Annotated in this window: 15 protein-coding genes; all 15 read right to left on the bottom strand. The window is 35.9% G+C overall.

What is annotated here, in order from left to right; genetic code table 11:
* Positions 1–36: 36 nt before the first annotated feature.
* The 15 genes from EKL96_RS11340 to EKL96_RS11275 all read right to left on the bottom strand — a co-directional run bounded on the left by EKL96_RS11340 (position 37) and on the right by EKL96_RS11275 (position 16,135).
* On the bottom strand, positions 37–2,220 hold the full coding sequence (locus tag EKL96_RS11340) for a CDC48 family AAA ATPase (RefSeq protein ID WP_126462337.1): 2,184 nt from the start codon (positions 2,218–2,220) through the stop codon (positions 37–39).
* Between the two features lie 166 nt (positions 2,221–2,386).
* Positions 2,387–3,322 carry an ArsA family ATPase gene (locus tag EKL96_RS11335; protein WP_126462333.1) on the bottom strand — a complete coding sequence of 312 codons (936 nt, stop codon included), beginning with the start codon at positions 3,320–3,322 and terminating at the stop codon, positions 2,387–2,389.
* 4 nt (positions 3,323–3,326) lie between these two features.
* Complete coding sequence (locus tag EKL96_RS11330; protein WP_126462330.1) at positions 3,327–3,845, bottom strand: Hsp20/alpha crystallin family protein; 519 nt, start codon at positions 3,843–3,845, stop codon at positions 3,327–3,329.
* Positions 3,846–3,874: 29 nt separating this feature from the next.
* Positions 3,875–4,180: a gas vesicle protein gene (locus EKL96_RS11325; protein WP_126462327.1), complete on the bottom strand. Its 306-nt coding sequence runs from the start codon at positions 4,178–4,180 to the stop codon at positions 3,875–3,877.
* 16 nt (positions 4,181–4,196) lie between these two features.
* Positions 4,197–4,511, bottom strand: coding sequence for a hypothetical protein (locus EKL96_RS11320; protein ID WP_126462325.1), 315 nt, complete (start codon positions 4,509–4,511; stop codon positions 4,197–4,199).
* Positions 4,512–4,537: 26 nt separating this feature from the next.
* Positions 4,538–5,464, bottom strand: a complete 927-nt coding sequence (gvpN, locus tag EKL96_RS11315) for a gas vesicle protein GvpN (RefSeq protein ID WP_233579299.1) — start codon at positions 5,462–5,464, stop codon at positions 4,538–4,540.
* A gap of 22 nt (positions 5,465–5,486) precedes the next feature.
* Complete coding sequence (locus EKL96_RS14590; protein ID WP_255416378.1) at positions 5,487–5,612, bottom strand: hypothetical protein; 126 nt, start codon at positions 5,610–5,612, stop codon at positions 5,487–5,489.
* 56 nt (positions 5,613–5,668) lie between these two features.
* On the bottom strand, positions 5,669–5,986 hold the full coding sequence (locus EKL96_RS14225; protein WP_158614853.1) for a hypothetical protein: 318 nt from the start codon (positions 5,984–5,986) through the stop codon (positions 5,669–5,671).
* Positions 5,987–6,061: 75 nt separating this feature from the next.
* The gene (locus EKL96_RS11305; RefSeq protein WP_126462322.1) at positions 6,062–7,129 is read right to left on the bottom strand and encodes a hypothetical protein; all 1,068 of its coding nucleotides are present in this window, start codon (positions 7,127–7,129) and stop codon (positions 6,062–6,064) included.
* Between the two features lie 51 nt (positions 7,130–7,180).
* Complete coding sequence (locus tag EKL96_RS11300; RefSeq protein ID WP_126462319.1) at positions 7,181–7,810, bottom strand: hypothetical protein; 630 nt, start codon at positions 7,808–7,810, stop codon at positions 7,181–7,183.
* Positions 7,811–7,940: 130 nt separating this feature from the next.
* Entirely contained in the window at positions 7,941–8,147 is a 207-nt protein-coding gene (gene gvpA, locus EKL96_RS11295) for a gas vesicle structural protein GvpA (RefSeq protein WP_126462316.1), read from the bottom strand.
* 649 nt (positions 8,148–8,796) lie between these two features.
* Positions 8,797–10,188, bottom strand: a complete 1,392-nt coding sequence (locus EKL96_RS11290; protein ID WP_126462309.1) for a sigma-54-dependent transcriptional regulator — start codon at positions 10,186–10,188, stop codon at positions 8,797–8,799.
* 2 nt (positions 10,189–10,190) lie between these two features.
* Entirely contained in the window at positions 10,191–11,672 is a 1,482-nt protein-coding gene (locus tag EKL96_RS11285; RefSeq protein WP_158615228.1) for a PAS domain S-box protein, read from the bottom strand.
* A gap of 810 nt (positions 11,673–12,482) precedes the next feature.
* Positions 12,483–13,748 carry a YaiO family outer membrane beta-barrel protein gene (locus tag EKL96_RS11280; protein ID WP_126462303.1) on the bottom strand — a complete coding sequence of 422 codons (1,266 nt, stop codon included), beginning with the start codon at positions 13,746–13,748 and terminating at the stop codon, positions 12,483–12,485.
* Positions 13,745–16,135 (bottom strand): LTA synthase family protein, encoded by a 2,391-nt coding sequence (locus tag EKL96_RS11275; protein WP_126462300.1) that lies wholly within the window; start codon positions 16,133–16,135, stop codon positions 13,745–13,747. Before EKL96_RS11275 ends, EKL96_RS11280 begins: the two co-directional genes overlap by 4 nt.
* Positions 16,136–16,137: the final 2 nt, after the last annotated feature.

Raw genomic sequence — 16,137 nt, 5'->3', positions numbered from 1 at the left:
ACTTCCATATTTTCAAATGAATATTTCATAAACGACTTAACTTATCAACTTTTCTATCAACCTTTTTTCGTTGAATTTTGTTGAATTTTGTTGTAATACCAGCCCGATCGCTTCTTCGAAATGATTCTCCATGATGATGATTTCTCCGGTAACTTCCTTCGATTTTCCTTTGCTTTTATCAATCAATTCGCGAATAGCAAGCATGGCCGCTTTACGACAAATAAATTCGATATCTGATCCGGTGAGGCTTTCTGTTTTCAGGGCCAGTTTATTTAGGCTTACTTTTTTTCCAAGTGGTTTATTCCGGGTATGAATACCGAATATTTTTTCCCTTGTTTTTACATCTGGGAACGGCAATTCAAATATCAGATCGAACCGGCCACTTCTTAGCAAAGCTGGATCAATTAAATCGATTCTGTTGGTAGCGGCCAGCACAATCACTCCTTTCAGGTCTTCAATACCATCCATTTCGGTAAGGAACTGGCCAATCACTCTTTCGATTACCCCGGAACCTGAACCGTCACTACTGCGTCTGGGGGTTAGGCTATCTATTTCATCCAGAAACAAGATACAAGGCGATGCCTGTTTTGCCATCCTGAATAATTCTCTTACCCCTTTTTCCGATTCACCGATGTAGCGGCTTAAAATTTGTGGCCCTTTTACAGAGATAAAATTAACTCCGCTCTCGCTTGCCAGCGCTTTTGCCAGGTAGGTTTTACCTGTGCCAGGTTTCCCGTGAAGGATAATTCCCTTGGGAGGTTTGGTATCGGCTTTTTTAAACAGGTCGTCATATATCAGTGGCCACTCTACGGTTTCCTTTAAAGCCTCTTTTATTTCATCGAGGCCGCCAACATCATCCCATTTCACATTGGGTACCTCCACAAAAACCTCCCTTATGGCCGAAGGCTCTACTTCTTTCATCGCGTCAAAAAAGTTATCCATGGTTACTTCGAGCGACATCAAAAGTTCGTAAGGGATTTCGGCCATCTCGAAATCGATTTGTGGGAGTATTTTCCGCAAAGCAGTCATGGCGGCTTCCCTGGCTAAAGCTTCCAAATCAGCACCCACAAAACCATGGGTAATTTCTGCTAGTTTTTCCATATCTACATCCAGCGACAAAGGAATTCCCCTAGTATGGATGTGAAGAATTTCCAGCCTGCCTATTTTATCGGGAATAGAGATAGAAATTTCGCGATCAAAACGTCCCGGCCTTCTCAATGCCGGATCAATGGAATTAGGAATGTTGGTTGCGCCAATTACAATGACCTTCCCCCTTGATTCCAATCCGTCCATAAGTGATAATAGTTGGGCTACAACACGCTTTTCAACCTGTTTTTCGCCACCCATATCTTCCCGCTTGGGCGCAATAGCATCAATTTCATCAATAAAAATGATGGATGGTGCATGTGCCTGAGCCTCTTCAAAAATTTTCCTTATCCGGCCTTCGCTTTCCCCATAAAATTTCCCCATGATCTCCGGACCGGAGATGTTGATAAAATAAGCATCTGTTTCATGAGCCACCGCTCTAACGATGAGCGTTTTCCCTGTTCCAGGAGGGCCATACAGAAATACACCTTTGGGAGCCTGAACACCAAGACGTTCAAAAATTTCAGGATACTTCAAGGGCAGTTCTATCATCTCCCGAATGCGCTGTACCTGATTTCCAAGTCCGCCGATGTCTTCGTACGAAACCTTACTTTTATTTTCCCCTTCTTGCTTGGTCAATTCAAGCTGAAACGTGGTATTTGGGTGTATCAGTACCACCCCATCAGGGTTGGTGCCGGTTACGGTATAATTAACCGCACGGGAACCAAAAAGGGTGGCTCTCACTTTATCTCCTTTTGTTACCGAAAGACCATTGATGAGCGAACCAATATATTTTGCGTCATCGGCCTTAAATAAAGAACCAGAGTTTGTATCAGGTTTGAGTTTTATCTTTGAAGCCTGGCGGCAGGTAGTTTTAATGATCTTCACTTTTTCATCAATCCCAGCCTGAGCATTTTCTCTGGTAATGCCATCAATCTGAATAATACGTTTGTCCCTGTCTTCTGGAAAACAAGGCATAATCTTAACAGGCGTGGCACGTTTGCCTTCTATAACAATCACATCGCCACTTTCCAAACCCATCAACTTCATGTCTTTTGGGTCAATCCTAGCAATTGCCCTTCCAACATCCTTTACCGGGGCTTCTTTTACACGTAATATTATTTCGTCTTTCATTTTCGTTGATAAAAGGTTGGTGAAAAAGTTAATATGTTGGGTTATTTATTTGTTGATAGGTTTATTGATTTATAAGTTTATTTGCTCGATATTTACCAGTTTCATTGGCGTTTTCCAAACTTCAAAATTTTCAAAGGGACATTTCATAAACTCTTCAACCGCTTTATTAACTTGTCAATACTTGTCTCAATTTATCCAACGCTTCCAGTCCTTTAATTTCTTCAGCAAATTTTGGCACTTGAACTATATTTAAATTGCTAAACGTTTTTTTAATCTCTTGTAAATAAGGTAATTGATTAGCCTTTACTCTTTTGCAAAAATCACCATCATCCGAAACCATTACATTGTTCACGATAATCTGCCTCGCAATTATTCCGGATGCGCTAAGATCAGCAAGCAGTCTGTCTGTTTCCATGGTAGCCATCGCTTCGGGGATACATACAGGAATAAATTCACATTTGGTTTTATCCCGCAACAGGTTTTGGATTCTTTTTACTATTTTTTTCAGGCTGAATAACAATGCGTCCACCTCATCCTGTTGATAGGACCCCGAAAAACTGGTAACCATATAGCGGTATTTCCATCTCATTCTGGCTGCAACTTTTATCCAATCATCCAATAACTTTGGAGATGAAATCAATCGCAATGCATGCCCGGTGGGTGCTGTATCCACCACATATTTATCGTATCCACCTTCTTCAATAAAATCAATGATGGTTTTAAAACTCATCATCTCATCAATGCCGGGTATTGATAAGTCCAGCATTTCATCGATGTCCTCGCTGTCAAGATTTGTAGAGGTATCAAAAAGTTTTTTCAGCTCATTCCGGTGTTCTGTTTTAAAATTGGAAAGTGCTTTGTCGGCATCTACTTCAAGGGCCGACATGTTAGCTGTACCGTCAACATTTACTACTTTAAAACCAATTTCTTGTTCGAGACAATCCGATACGGAATGAGCCGGATCGGTAGATATAAGTAGCGTTTTAAAATTTTTAGATAATGCCAGGGCAGTAGCTATGGCACAAACACTTTTTCCAACACCACCTTTTCCTCCGAAAATAATGAGTTTTAAGTCCTTGTTTTCTAAGCACTCAAGTGCCATGATTTTATTTTTTAATATTGATTTCAAGGATACCGTTGATGAATTTGTGACTTAAATTTTCTTTAATGACTTTTACCGGAAGCAGTAATTCTTTTCGGTATGTTCGGCTTTTGCTGATCGCAGAAATTTCAAGAATGTCTTCCTTCAAGTCGATTATAAGGTCATTTTCCTCTATTCCAGGCATTTCGGCAATGACAACAATTTCATTCTCTTCATCAAAGATGTCTGTTATCGGTTCCCGCTCTTCATCTACTTTAGGCCCTTCGGGTGTTTTTTTTATGTTCCCGAAAGTTTCCACTTTTGGGGTACCACCACCTGCCGTGTTGATGGTAAAGCCATAAACGCCTTTCATGCCTTTTTTGATATGATCAAAATTGATCTCCCCTTCCTTACTTATTCCGGCCTTTTCTTCGAGCTTTCCCGCAAGGTCAACCAATTTTTCGATGCCTTTGAACAAACCGCCAAGCCCGAAAATTTCAAAATCAGCTTCGTCTCTTTTTCCTTTATTTTTATCGTTTTCCATTTTATTGATAATTTATTAGGTTCTGTAAATTATAATGGTTTACTAATAGCTTCAAGCTTTTCCAGACGAGCCTCTAAAGTTTCATGTTGTTGCATCAGCTCTTTTTCTCTAGCTTTAGTGGACAGGTAAGTATCTTCCTGCCACCAGTTGATACCCATCTCCATGGCCTTGTCAACTGAACAAACCAGTAGTCTGATTTTTATAGTAAGTAAATCAATATCAGCTATTTGTATCTTAATATCACCTGCTATTACAATCCCTTTATCGAGTACTCTTTCAAGAATATCAGCAAGGCCAGTCGCATTAATTGAATGGGTGGGTTGTGTTTGTGACATAATAAGCGTATTGTTTTTAATAGTCTATCGACATGGTTTTAAAATTCGGTTTCTCCTCATCTTTGTTTGTTTGATAGCTTTCTGTCCTATCTGGATTTTGGAGCAGTATAGATTGTCCATTATAAAACTCTTGAATTTCGTTTAGCCTAATTTGAATGATATTAAGTCTTCGCGAAATCAATATTTCTTCGCTTCGCAAACGAGTTCTTTCCTTTTCAAGCATATACATTTTTAAAAAATCAGAACCTTCATTATTTGAAATGGCTGATTTTTTTGTATTGTACATTGTTTTGATACTTCCAATCCCTTTTACTGCATTTGAAGTTGGCATAATATATTATATTAGTTGATGGGTAATTAGCAATTTTTTTCGATCAGTTCATTAACAATTAATCTAACCTTTTCCTGATTGGTTTTTGAGCCAACCCTGCTGGTTTCAGAAGTAAGTATATCCTGACATATTAATCTAAACATTTCGTTGTTTTTAGAAGGAGTTGCATTTATGGTTGCCAAAGTTTTTGCAATCATAATAGAGCCACGAACGGTTGGGTCAAATTCTGTTTTCCCAGATTCGCGTAAGCCTCTCACAATCTTTATGATTTTTTCAGCATCGTCCAATGTAAGGTTTGATTTAGCCCTGGTAATCTGTAACTCAGTTTCGTAATCAAAATGATCGAGATCCATGGTTACCATCCTGTCGCGCAATGCGTCCTGAGTCCGGTTAACACCCGCATATTCTTCAGGATTTGAAGTAAAGATGGCACGAAATTCTGGATGTACTTTCATATAATAATCCTCTTCTTTTCCTGCCGAGGTGCTCATCATTTTTTCCTGAAGGATGGGCAGTAATATATTATTTGCTTCGGCACGTGAGCGGGTAAATTCATCATAAATAAGTGTGAAACCATTTTTAACTGCTATTGTTAAACGATTATTCACCCATTTTTTTTCCATGTCTTCCTCAACTTTGTGAACACTATGTATAAATCTATCGTCTAATTTTTTAAATCTATATCCAGACTCGCTACCAACCAGATCGGATGTTTTATACTCCGCATCGCCATGAATAATGACTACTGGTCTTCCAATTTTACTTGCTAAATGCATAGCCACAGTTGTTTTTCCAGTTCCAGATGGGCCTCTGAAATGTACTGGAAATCCTGCTTTTATGTAGGTAAGACTACGCTCTGTAATATCTTTAATGTACGCTGTCTCAACAAAATCCGACATGGGCTTAGGTTCAAGGACCGTGTTAGTTTCATTGTTCATTATTTTATTCTCCATAATTTTCACCTTTATTATTTGATTAAAACTCCTGTTTAGGTAATTGTTCCAGAGTCAATTTCCAAATGTTCCTCGCCTCTTCAATGTCTTGTATCATTCTTGCCCTTGTTTTTACAAATTCTTCCTTGCGGGCATAATGCTTAGCCATGGCCTCTAATCTTTTCGTAAGACCTTTCCTTATTGTGTTGCTGGTATTGTTCATTATTAATTACCTTCATATCCTTTGCCTTTACAACGTGTACAAGGCAAGCCGTCATTTGATTTTCCTGTACCCTTACATTGCGAACATTTTGTATTGCTTTGGCAATAATTACTTCCCTTTCCACCACATACAATACAAGGGACTCTGGCTCCCAGCGGATTTTTACCTGTACCCGAACAAAAAACACAGGCTATTGCAGGATTCTCCACTTCAACCTGTCCAGTTCCTTTACAAACCTGACAACCCGACATTGGTGAGAGTAAATCATAAGGATCCTTTCCAAGACCATTACAAAATGTGCAACTGATTGTTTTTGACATGGTTTTTATATCAATTATAAATTAAAAATGCTGAGTTGAAGAAAATGCCCCACAACTCTTGCTCAGTACAGGATATTATTTTATCGGGAAGTAAATATTTTCAACTTTTTGAACTTTCCCCTCATCTAATAAATTTTTAGCTACAAACCCAAGCTTCATGCGTGTTTCTCCCAGTGGCTCTTCCATTTCTGAAATTCTTACACCTTGTGGATGGTTGTTGATATAATCCGTTACTTTCTCTTCCAAAGTTATTGGGATTACTGCTTTGGTTTCCACTTTTTGCTGTACTTCAACCTGAATTACCTTTACTTCTTTAACTGGAGTTTCTATTTTAACTTCTTTTTTTTCAATTTTTTTAGCTACTTCCTTAGGCTGAGCAACAACTTTATTTCGTAATTGAGTAAGAATTTCCGACATTTTTTTCCATGATGCTGATGCATCACCTCTGTCTTTCGCATAATCACCAAGTAGCGCTTTAATTGCTTTTTTAAGGTTTTTTACATCATTTTGGATCCCTTTCATTACTACATCAAATTCCTTAAGCCTTGCTATTTCGCCGTTAGAAAGCAAATTATGAGTATATGTGAAAATCCTTAAAATCTCTCCATTTATACCTTTCATAAGGATGGAAAATTCTTCAAGCCTGTCCGTTTCGCTTTTCTCAAGCAAACTATGGGTATATGTAAAAATATCTGAAACTTCTGTATTTATGTTTTTCATAAGACTAGCAAATTCCTTGAGCCTTTCTGTTTCGTTAGTTTCAAGCAAATTATCCGTGTAAGTAAAAATCTCTGAAATCTTATTGTTGATACTTTTCATAAGAGCAACAAATTCTTTCATTCTATTTTTTTCACCCTCATTTAACCCTGCTCTTAGAGCTGTTGCCATATTCTTATTTTCTTTACTAATTTTTTTCAAGGAAATATCTGAATCTTTTAACCGTTTTTGTTCGTCCTTTTCAAGTTTTACTCTTAAAGCTACAGCATTGGCATTTAAAGCCACTGACATCTCTTGATGATCCTTTTGAAATCCATCAAGGGTTTTTTGTACTTCAATTACAAGCTCTTCATTTTCCTTGTTTCTTTTTTTGAATGAAGCAAGTATGTCTTCGCTTAAATTTTTCATTTCTGATGATAGTCTCATTTTTTATTTTTTAATTATTAATGAATATTTAATTCCCTATGGTTATTTACCCTATTGGATACTTGACATAAGGCCTTGATTCTCTTTAATTATTTGATCTTTAACTTTTTTTATATCCTTTACCAGAATATTATCGCCTTTTTTAAGTAAGTTTTCAAGGCATTCTATCATACTGTTATGTATTTTCTGAAAATTCAAGAATGTTTTCATTACCTTTTCCTTTCTCATTTCCTGTAGTTTGGGGATTTGAGAAAGCTGCTCTTTGATGATGCTTATTCTTTCCAGCGCATCTGGTGAGGTAATGTCTTTAAGACCTAACAGACCATTCTTAAGCGATTGGGCAGTTTCTTTCTGGGTTTCAACAAAATTCAAAAACTGGCTTTCGGCTTCGCTTCTCTTTTCATCGATTATATCAAAAATACACGACATTATTGTATTGTAATCTTTTTTTCGCAGGGAGCCATTTTTTGCCAGAGTTTCGCTAAGTCTGGAATTTAATATCTCTATTTCCTTTGTAAGTTCGTTTAGAGAATTATTGACATTCCCGAACAAGGAATAAGATGATTCTGTAATATTTTCGGATGATTGAAAGACAGTTTGAATTTTTTGAATCCGGCTTTCATAAGATGTTATAATATTGTCGAAAAAACCATCTATATTTAATTCAGGTTGAGTATTCATTGTGGTTGAATAGGTTGATGAAAAATAGGGATTGATGAGTTTGAAATAGAAATTCTTGGTAAATCATGCTTCCGAGCATTAATCCGTAAGGATGATTTAGCAAGAACACCTATTTTTTAACTACAAATGCCTAAGCGGCTTTAGCAGTTAATCCAATTGCTTCTGCATACTTTAAGTATGTTTCAACTGAGGCAACAACGATTCTTGCTTCAATAGCAAGTAACTCAATACCTACCAACGAAACTCTTACCCAGGCATCAACTACAACACCCTTGTCCAAGATACGATCAATAACCTCTACGAGGCTAGATGATCCAATTGTTTTTTCTACTGCCATTTTTTATTAAATTAAGTTATTAATAAAACCGTGCTTTACAAATTAGAGGGACGGCTTACCTCTTGTCCTGAGCGTATTACAAGTAGTGTGCCGAAAAGTAAGTAAACAGGAATATTGCATTGTATTATACAGTACAGTATGCTGTAATTGAGGTATATAGGTGTTTATATAAGTAATAGGAACGATATATTGTTGCATATTATAATGTCAAACCTTCAGTAAAGACTGGGGTTGAGTTAAAAACAAACAAGACATTATTTCAATATCATTAATTAATTGTGATTTTTTATAAAAAAAATAAATTATATTAATATATTTTTTACGAAAAGATTAGTAAAAATGGATAATAATTGAAATTATCGCACACATGTGCGGAAATGGGAGAACTTCATCTGGTAGGCAGGCTCTCAACAAATGGTTAAGTGCAATTAACTTCGTCAGTTACATTATCCACAAAAAGGTTAACGAATTCAACTTACAAAACGGATAGGTAAATTTGTAAGTCCGAGACTTCCTGAGTCAAGGAGCATTCCTAACCCGACCGTCCTTCCCGAATCTGATAATGACATTGAGCCTTCCCGGACCTGATCTGAGATCTCCTGAATAGAACGATACTTTTTATATCAGAAGTATTGTTGGTTATCGTTTTTTACTCTTCGTTTTTATTAACAGATATATTGTACTTTTTCATTTTTCGCAAGAGAGCATCGCGGGTAATTCCCAGCATATCAGCTGCAGCCGTCTGATTGCATTTACAATTTTGTAGAGCTTTACGTACCATTTTAATTTCGTGGGTTCTCAGATTGACTGAATCAGAATGAGCTTCCGATGAGGATATTTTTTGCGATTTTACAGGGAAGTCATTTATCCCGAGCAGGTTGCCTTTGCAAAGAATGAGGGCCCTTTCGGTCATATTTCTCAATTCTCTGACATTTCCAGGAAAATCATATTTTAGGAGCGCATCAAAAACCTCTTTGGAGATATGAATGTTTGGTTTTTTAAATTTCGTTGCATAGTCATCAACATAATGGATCAACAGAGGTTTGATATCTTCTGGCCTTTCCCTAAGGGGCGGAATATGTATATGCAGTGTATTGAGCCGGTGAAGCAGATCGAGCCTGAATTTTTTTTGCTCCACTTTTTTATAAATATCATGATTGGTGGCAGAAATAATCCGGAAGTCAGTATGTATCGGGTTTGTATCCCCCACCCGGGTGATTACCTTTTCTTCCGTGGCACGCAGAATTTTCGCCTGTAGATTTAATGGCATATCTGCGATTTCGTCAAGAAATAGGGTACCGCCGTTACACACTTCAAAGTAACCCATTTTATCGGAGATGGCACCGGTAAACGATCCCTTTTTATGGCCAAAAAATTCGCTTTCCAAAAGTGATTCTGTAATGGCACTACTATTAACGGCACAAAAAACAGGATCCTTCTTTTCGCTCGAATAATGTATGATTCTGGCAATATTTTCTTTTCCGGTTCCACTTTCGCCGGTTATCAGCACATTAGCATCGGGATAATTTGCGGCGATGATGGCTTGTTCAAATACATTCAAAATCTGTGGGCTGACTCCGATAAACTGTCGGTTGATTTTATCTTCGAGGGTTTTGGATATTAATGAGTTCTTTTCTTCCATCTGCTTCAGCCTTCGTTGCATCTGAAGATATTTTCGGGTACGCTCAATCGCAATCTGAATGTCAATAAACCGGAAAGGTTTGCGCAAATAATCGAATGCCCCAAATCGCATGGCTTTGATCACCGTATCCATATCGCCATGAGCCGAAATGACGATGACTTCCATCTCAGCGTATTGGATTTTTACCTCTTTCAGAATATCAAGCCCATTCACACCAGGCAACCGCACGTCAAGGATTAAAAGATCAATTTTATTATTTTTTAATACTTTTTTCCCTTCTGCGGCTGTGTTGGCCTCATAAAATTCAAAGTCTGAATCCAGAAAAAAACCAATCAATTCTTCTGTGAATTGCTTCTCATCATCAATGATCAAGATTTTTATTTTCTCTTTTTTTTCCATTTTTACTTTTTCTTTTGAGTATCCAAAACTAGTTTTATTTTCGTTCCATAAAAATGATCGCTCGTTATGTCTATGGTTCCGTTCATTTCCTTGATTATCTGATAACAGATTGATAATCCAACTCCGGTTCCCTTTCCTTCATCTTTTGTAGTATAAAAAGGAAGTAAAATATTATTGATATCGTTATTTCCAATGCCAATACCATTATCTGTAACTTCTACGATTAGAAATTGATTCTGCTGATACGTTCTGATCCCAATGAGTGTTTCAAAATAATCTTCCTGTATGCTTTGCTTTTCTTCTATTGCATCTTTGGCATTGGCCAGCAGATTAATAATAACCTGCTCAAATTTGTAGGTATTGCCAACTATATGAGGAATTTGTTTATCAAGTTGGAGGTTCAGGTTGATTCCAAGGTGTTTCAACTGTTCTATTGATATAGTAACGGCATTTTCGATGCTTGAATTAATATCGAAAGCTGTCAATATGTAATCGCTGTCGTTTCTTGAAAATGCCCTGATATGATCTATAATGTTCCTGATCCGGATTATATTTTCAAAAATTTTGCTGGATTTATTTTCAAGGAATTCAATGTTGATAGTTTCGGTTTTGGCAGACTCAAATAAAATCTTATCCATTACCATAGAAATGATATTTAATGGCTGGTTGATCTCATGTGCAATACCTGTAGCCATTTCTCCAAGGTTGGCCATCCGGTCGGCATGAAGTTGTTTTGCCTCTATCTTCTTACGTTGTGAAATATCACGGATGATGATCATGAATGATAAGGACACCCCATCCGGGTCCTGTATTAAAGTGACACTCGTTTCACCGGCAAATAACGATTGATTTAGCTTTCTAATTTTTAATTCAATATTTTGTGATAGTCCTTCATTCATTGTCTTTTCAATGATTTTTCTTATCGTATTTTTTTCATCAAATGGAATGAATCGGAAAATTTTTTTGCCTACCAAATCATCTTTGGTATCGGTGCCAAATAATTCAAGCCCGATTTCAGAAACCTCAGTAATGACTCCTTTCATATTGATTAATAAAATACCATCGGGAGATGCATTTAGCAAGGTTTTGTATTTTCCTTCGCTTACTTCCAGCGCCTGCTTGGCCTGTATGTGATTGGTAATGTCATGGACAACAGTAAAACGGCATTTTTTATTCCGGATATATACATTATCTGCCGATAACAGCACATGCTTCACATCTCCATTCTTCGCTATCAGATTTGCTTCCAGGTTAGATATTTTTTGATTGGTATCTATCTTCAGGTATAGGGTATTTAGACTTTCAAGTGTTAAAATACCAAATTCCACAGGTGCTTTACCTATGACTTCATTTTTATCAAATCCGAGCAAATTGCAAAATGCGTCATTCACTTCAATATATTCTCCTGTAACCAAATCGCTTAAACTACAAGCAGATGGATTGAGATAAAATTTTTTTAAAAATTTTTTTTCTGATAGTTTCATTTGAGATATATCTTTAGCTGACTCTGAAAATGATCCGTTTACCATGCCAAACACTCTGTGATACCTTAGTTTCCACAAAAAATTGTATGCCGGACTTTACAATAAATGGTACAGAACAAAAATCTGGCGCTCCGTTTAATATTTCACAAGCAATTCCGTCTATTTCATCGCAGCGTTTGGGCGGATGAATCATGAGAACTAATTGTATTAAAAGTTCTTTTCTTACATAGCCGTGTCTCGTCCTGAAAAAAAAATACACTTATTGATTAAAAATCCTACTGCAAATCTATACATTTAAATTAATCCTGAATATCGTTTATACTATTTATTTCGACTTTACTCAATAACAAATTGGATAAAGATAAAAATTTTGGCATCTGTAAAAGCTTCTGAAATGAAGAATTAAACCAGCTGAATATTTATCAAGTTATAGTGCTTGATAAAAAATATTGATTTGCTCGGATGTTTTTCCTTTTAAACTGCGTTTAAAGCGAATCATACTATTTTCAATCATTTACTTAAATTAATGTTTGTCAAGTGGAATTTTTTTTAATAGGTATTTAATTATTAATATTTTGCACTATAATATAACATATAAAATACATCAAAAAAAAATATTTTTGATGTATTGCATTAAAATGCTTCAAAACACATAATCTTAAAAAAGCAGAATCGTTTTTAACAAAAAGCAGTTTTTCAGCATTTGTTTTATTGGTTTTTAGAAACAGTGAGTTCGATTTTTTATACATGAAGAATCCTTCTTTTGAAGCAAAAAAAGATTTGGAAAATTAAATTAGAAATGGGAATCGGTTATTTGAATTTTAATTCCCATGAAAGTACTAGAGAATAAATCCAAAAGAAATTTCCTTGGTCAAATATTATTTCTTGGTGTGTAACCGCTAATTGTGTTCCCCAGGCATTTTGCTTATTAGATGAGGTAAAATAATACCCAAGATTAATTCTTTGGGCTTCTAAGGCGACAAATTTAGCTGCATTTTCATCAATAGCGAACTGATTAATTTCCGGAGAGAAACCCATACTAACGGCTACTCCTAAATAATTATCAGCGTCACTTCGGTATTTTCTATAGGTAAAAGTCCCGGATATACTGGTTCCTGTTACTCCGGGAGTAAAGTAAGGACGGAAAGATAAATAACTGTTTCCGGTATACCAGCCCAGAGATCCAGTATAAATATTGGTGGTAGTATTGTATTTCAAGGTGCGGAATCCTAGGGAAATTTCAAAGCTTTTAGGTAGTGATTTAAATAATTCAGCACCATATTTTATATCTGGAAACAAAAAAGTACTGGCGATGCCAAAATTCACATAGGCATATAGTCCTTTTGTAATTTTTGGGTATAAATCTACTTCATATTGCACTCCATTTTCGTTGAATCTCCTGTTGAAATTTACTCTTCCTATGATGCTTCCGTATTTCGTTTGCCGCCTGTACATTAGCGCATGGTATTGCATTGGATCAAAAACATCGGAATAAAGGTCTACGGAGGAAGTTATTCCTATGGCATTTTGGCTCAAGCCATTGTTTAAATTCGCCTTGTAGTCTTTGGCTTTCTGATCCTCCGGATTTGTATCTAATAGGAGCTGAATCGTGCTTAATGCTTCTAATGTATTATTGCTGTTTTCTTGTGCGCTCGCCTTCAAATACAATAGTTCAGTGTCTTTTGGAAATATTTTTAAAGCATTATTTGTCATTTCTAATGCGGCAAATGGCAAATCTCCCCACAATTCATTTTTTATGGCAGCAATCCAGGTAGTTTTATTCTCAATGTCTTTTTCGAGGACATAATTAAATTCTTTTCTTGCTTTTTTATAGTCGCCGTCCCAAGAATAGGTTGTCGCTAAAAAAGAGCGGATATCATGGTAATTAGGATATGTTGTCAAAATGAATAACAAGGTGTCTTGTGCCTGCTTGCGTTGTTGATTAAAAGCTAAATTGCGAGCAATTTCAAAAGAAGCATCAGGATCTCCCTCAAATTTAGTTTCTTGTGCGGACATTTGAAAGCCGCCAAAAAACAGGGCTAGAAAAAGTAGTTTTAGCATTATTTTTGAAATCATTTTTTCAGATTTTTTTTAAAATTAGAGTATTCTTTATTTTTAGGATATAGTATCAATAGGCTATCAATCAGTGTGTTTGAATTTTTTAGATTGTGAATTCTATAGTATGCTTGTGCCAGTTTATAACCCAATTCTGCATCATTTATTTGATTACCCAATGCTAGCTTGCCAATTGCGACCCCTTTATTGTTTTGCCCTAACCACCAATACACATCCATCAGTGCTAAATAGGCATCGCTATAAAAAGGGGTTCTGTTGATAACTTCCAATAATTCTTTTTCGGCGTTTTTATAATCGCCATCCCAAGCTAACGTTCGGCCTTTGAGTGTTCTTACTTCGCCATAATTAGGAAGTTCATTCAAGATGTAATCACATAATAATCGGGATTTTTCACGCTCTTTTGTAAATGCTAATTCTCTGGCTAAAAAGAAAACCTGATCACGATTCAATCCTTTTGTTAATTTTTTAATGGTCAAAAATTCTTCAGCAGTAAACGTATAAGCAGGTTTCTTAAAGCTTGTAGCAGCCTTTGTGATTTTATTCTTTGTAGTTAAATAAGCATTTAATTTTTTGAAATCAGTAAAAAAATTGCTTATCGTTTCAGTCATGTCGTTATTTGCTTCACTAAGATTTAAATTTTTATCAATCTTAAATACAGTCCCATCAGAATAGAAATAGTCCTTATAAATATAATCATTGATGCTTCCTTTGTATCGCATCAGCGGAATGCTATGGATATTTCTGAATTCTCGCACGGTGTCGAGTCCCTGACCAAGCCAGGTCGTTTTTTCTAATGGATTAAATTCATAATTATTTGTCAAAAAAGAAATTAAACTTGGAGTAACATCGCTATGGGAAGAAATAGATTTGAATGTTGCCGTTTTCTTCAACATGGGGCTGTAAATGTAAAAAGGAACATGAAAACGGGATAAATTATCTTTTTGAGGAACTGGAATTAACCTGTGATCCCCCGTAATAATAAAAATGGTGTTTGCATACTCGGGTCTTTTAGCATAGGCTTGCATGAAATTCTGTATCGCATTGTCTGTGTACAACAAACACGCAAAAATATCTTTGTAATCGTTCCATTTGTCTTTTTCAAAATATGATTTGGTTTCTAAAATGCGTTCTACTTTTTCTAAATACGCTTTTTTAGAAGGAAAATTAAAGGGTTCGTGATTGGTAAGCGTCATGATGATATCCAGGCGAGGTTGTTTAGTATCTTTTAATTCAGATAATGTTTTACGAAAAATCTCCGCATCAGGATAGCCCCAGGAAAAACCGCCTGCATTTTTCTTTGTTTTTGTATATCCTGGGCCAAATTTATCGATATCTACAATTTTATCGATACCATTGTATTCCAGGAAATTACTTTTTTTGTCAAAACTGGAGTCATCACCACAAAAATAATTGGTAGTGTATCCATTTGATTTCAAAATACTGATTAGTGAATTGTGCTTGGGTAAGGGATTCAATTCCATAAAGCCATTTTTTCCAAACGGCAACGAACCTATTAATGAAGGGAGTGCGCCAAATGTTCGACCTGCATTGCTCACGAAATTCTCCCAGTAAAGCGATTTTGATACCAAGGCGTCAAGGTAAGGCGTGAAACCTTTATAATCGCCATTGTTAGTAAAATCGCTACCAAGTCCTTCAACAATTATAAAAACCACGTTTGGTTTCTCTTTTTGAATGTTAAAAAACGAAGCCAGGACATCTTTAGTTTCTTCAGAGGCTCGTTCTAATGGGTATTCTTTCTTAAAAGAGAAGTCGCCTTGAGACGCTAAAGCGATGTCATTTTTAGCTCTTAGAATATCACTCAACAAAAAATTTAATTTGTTTTGAGAAGCAGTTTTATTGCTATTGGCAATTAATAAATTCAAACTTCCAAAAAAGAATACCACTAGAAGTAAAATTTTTGTGTTGATTTTATGTCCAAATAAATGGAACAACCAGTTCAGTCCCCAATACATTGCAGGTATAACTACAAAAGGTAAAAATGTCAGCAAGGATAAGGATAAAGATGCAGAAACAGTGGTGTACATATCACTCAATGAATAACCTAGAAGGTCTGCTCCAAGATTGATATGAGTGGTAAGGCTGTATCCCGTTAATCCAACTTGGATGAGTACGATACTGGAGAATAGTATTCTGATAACCAGTATTCCAATAGTATTTTTTATATATTCTAATCCTAAATACAGTGGAAAAAATAATATTCCGAGGAGTATTCCCGTAAAAAAATCATTAAATACTTTATAAATAAATGACAGTAATTCAAAATTTTTGAATACATCAATGAAACTCAACAGACAAAATATAAGGATCAACGAAACCGTAGCGTAAATATATTCTAAACTTTTTTTATAAGTAAATTTCGTTTTCATTT

It is taken from the genome of Flavobacterium sp. LS1R10 (assembly GCF_003968825.1).
Lineage (GTDB): Bacteria > Bacteroidota > Bacteroidia > Flavobacteriales > Flavobacteriaceae > Flavobacterium.
The sequence above is the reverse complement of the archived record's forward strand: the minus strand, read 5'-3'. Positions and strand labels throughout refer to the sequence as shown.

Bases quoted from the DNA above. Each gene is read 5' to 3' on its own strand.
- EKL96_RS11285 (WP_158615228.1), bottom strand. From the start codon at position 11,672: ATGAAACTATCAGAAAAAAAATTTTTAAAAAAATTTTATCTCAATCCA.
- EKL96_RS11320 (WP_126462325.1), bottom strand. From the start codon at position 4,511: ATGCCAACTTCAAATGCAGTAAAAGGGATTGGAAGTATCAAAACAATG.
- EKL96_RS11335 (WP_126462333.1), bottom strand. From the start codon at position 3,322: ATGGCACTTGAGTGCTTAGAAAACAAGGACTTAAAACTCATTATTTTC.
- EKL96_RS11300 (WP_126462319.1), bottom strand. From the start codon at position 7,810: ATGAATACTCAACCTGAATTAAATATAGATGGTTTTTTCGACAATATT.
- EKL96_RS11340 (WP_126462337.1), bottom strand. From the start codon at position 2,220: ATGAAAGACGAAATAATATTACGTGTAAAAGAAGCCCCGGTAAAGGAT.
- EKL96_RS11305 (WP_126462322.1), bottom strand. From the start codon at position 7,129: ATGAGACTATCATCAGAAATGAAAAATTTAAGCGAAGACATACTTGCT.
- EKL96_RS14225 (WP_158614853.1), bottom strand. From the start codon at position 5,986: ATGTCAAAAACAATCAGTTGCACATTTTGTAATGGTCTTGGAAAGGAT.
- EKL96_RS11290 (WP_126462309.1), bottom strand. From the start codon at position 10,188: ATGGAAAAAAAAGAGAAAATAAAAATCTTGATCATTGATGATGAGAAG.
- EKL96_RS11325 (WP_126462327.1), bottom strand. From the start codon at position 4,180: ATGTCACAAACACAACCCACCCATTCAATTAATGCGACTGGCCTTGCT.
- EKL96_RS11275 (WP_126462300.1), bottom strand. From the start codon at position 16,135: ATGAAAACGAAATTTACTTATAAAAAAAGTTTAGAATATATTTACGCT.
- gvpN (WP_233579299.1), bottom strand. From the start codon at position 5,464: ATGGAGAATAAAATAATGAACAATGAAACTAACACGGTCCTTGAACCT.
- EKL96_RS14590 (WP_255416378.1), bottom strand. From the start codon at position 5,612: ATGGCTAAGCATTATGCCCGCAAGGAAGAATTTGTAAAAACAAGGGCA.
- EKL96_RS11330 (WP_126462330.1), bottom strand. From the start codon at position 3,845: ATGGAAAACGATAAAAATAAAGGAAAAAGAGACGAAGCTGATTTTGAA.
- EKL96_RS11280 (WP_126462303.1), bottom strand. From the start codon at position 13,748: ATGATTTCAAAAATAATGCTAAAACTACTTTTTCTAGCCCTGTTTTTT.
- gvpA (WP_126462316.1), bottom strand. From the start codon at position 8,147: ATGGCAGTAGAAAAAACAATTGGATCATCTAGCCTCGTAGAGGTTATT.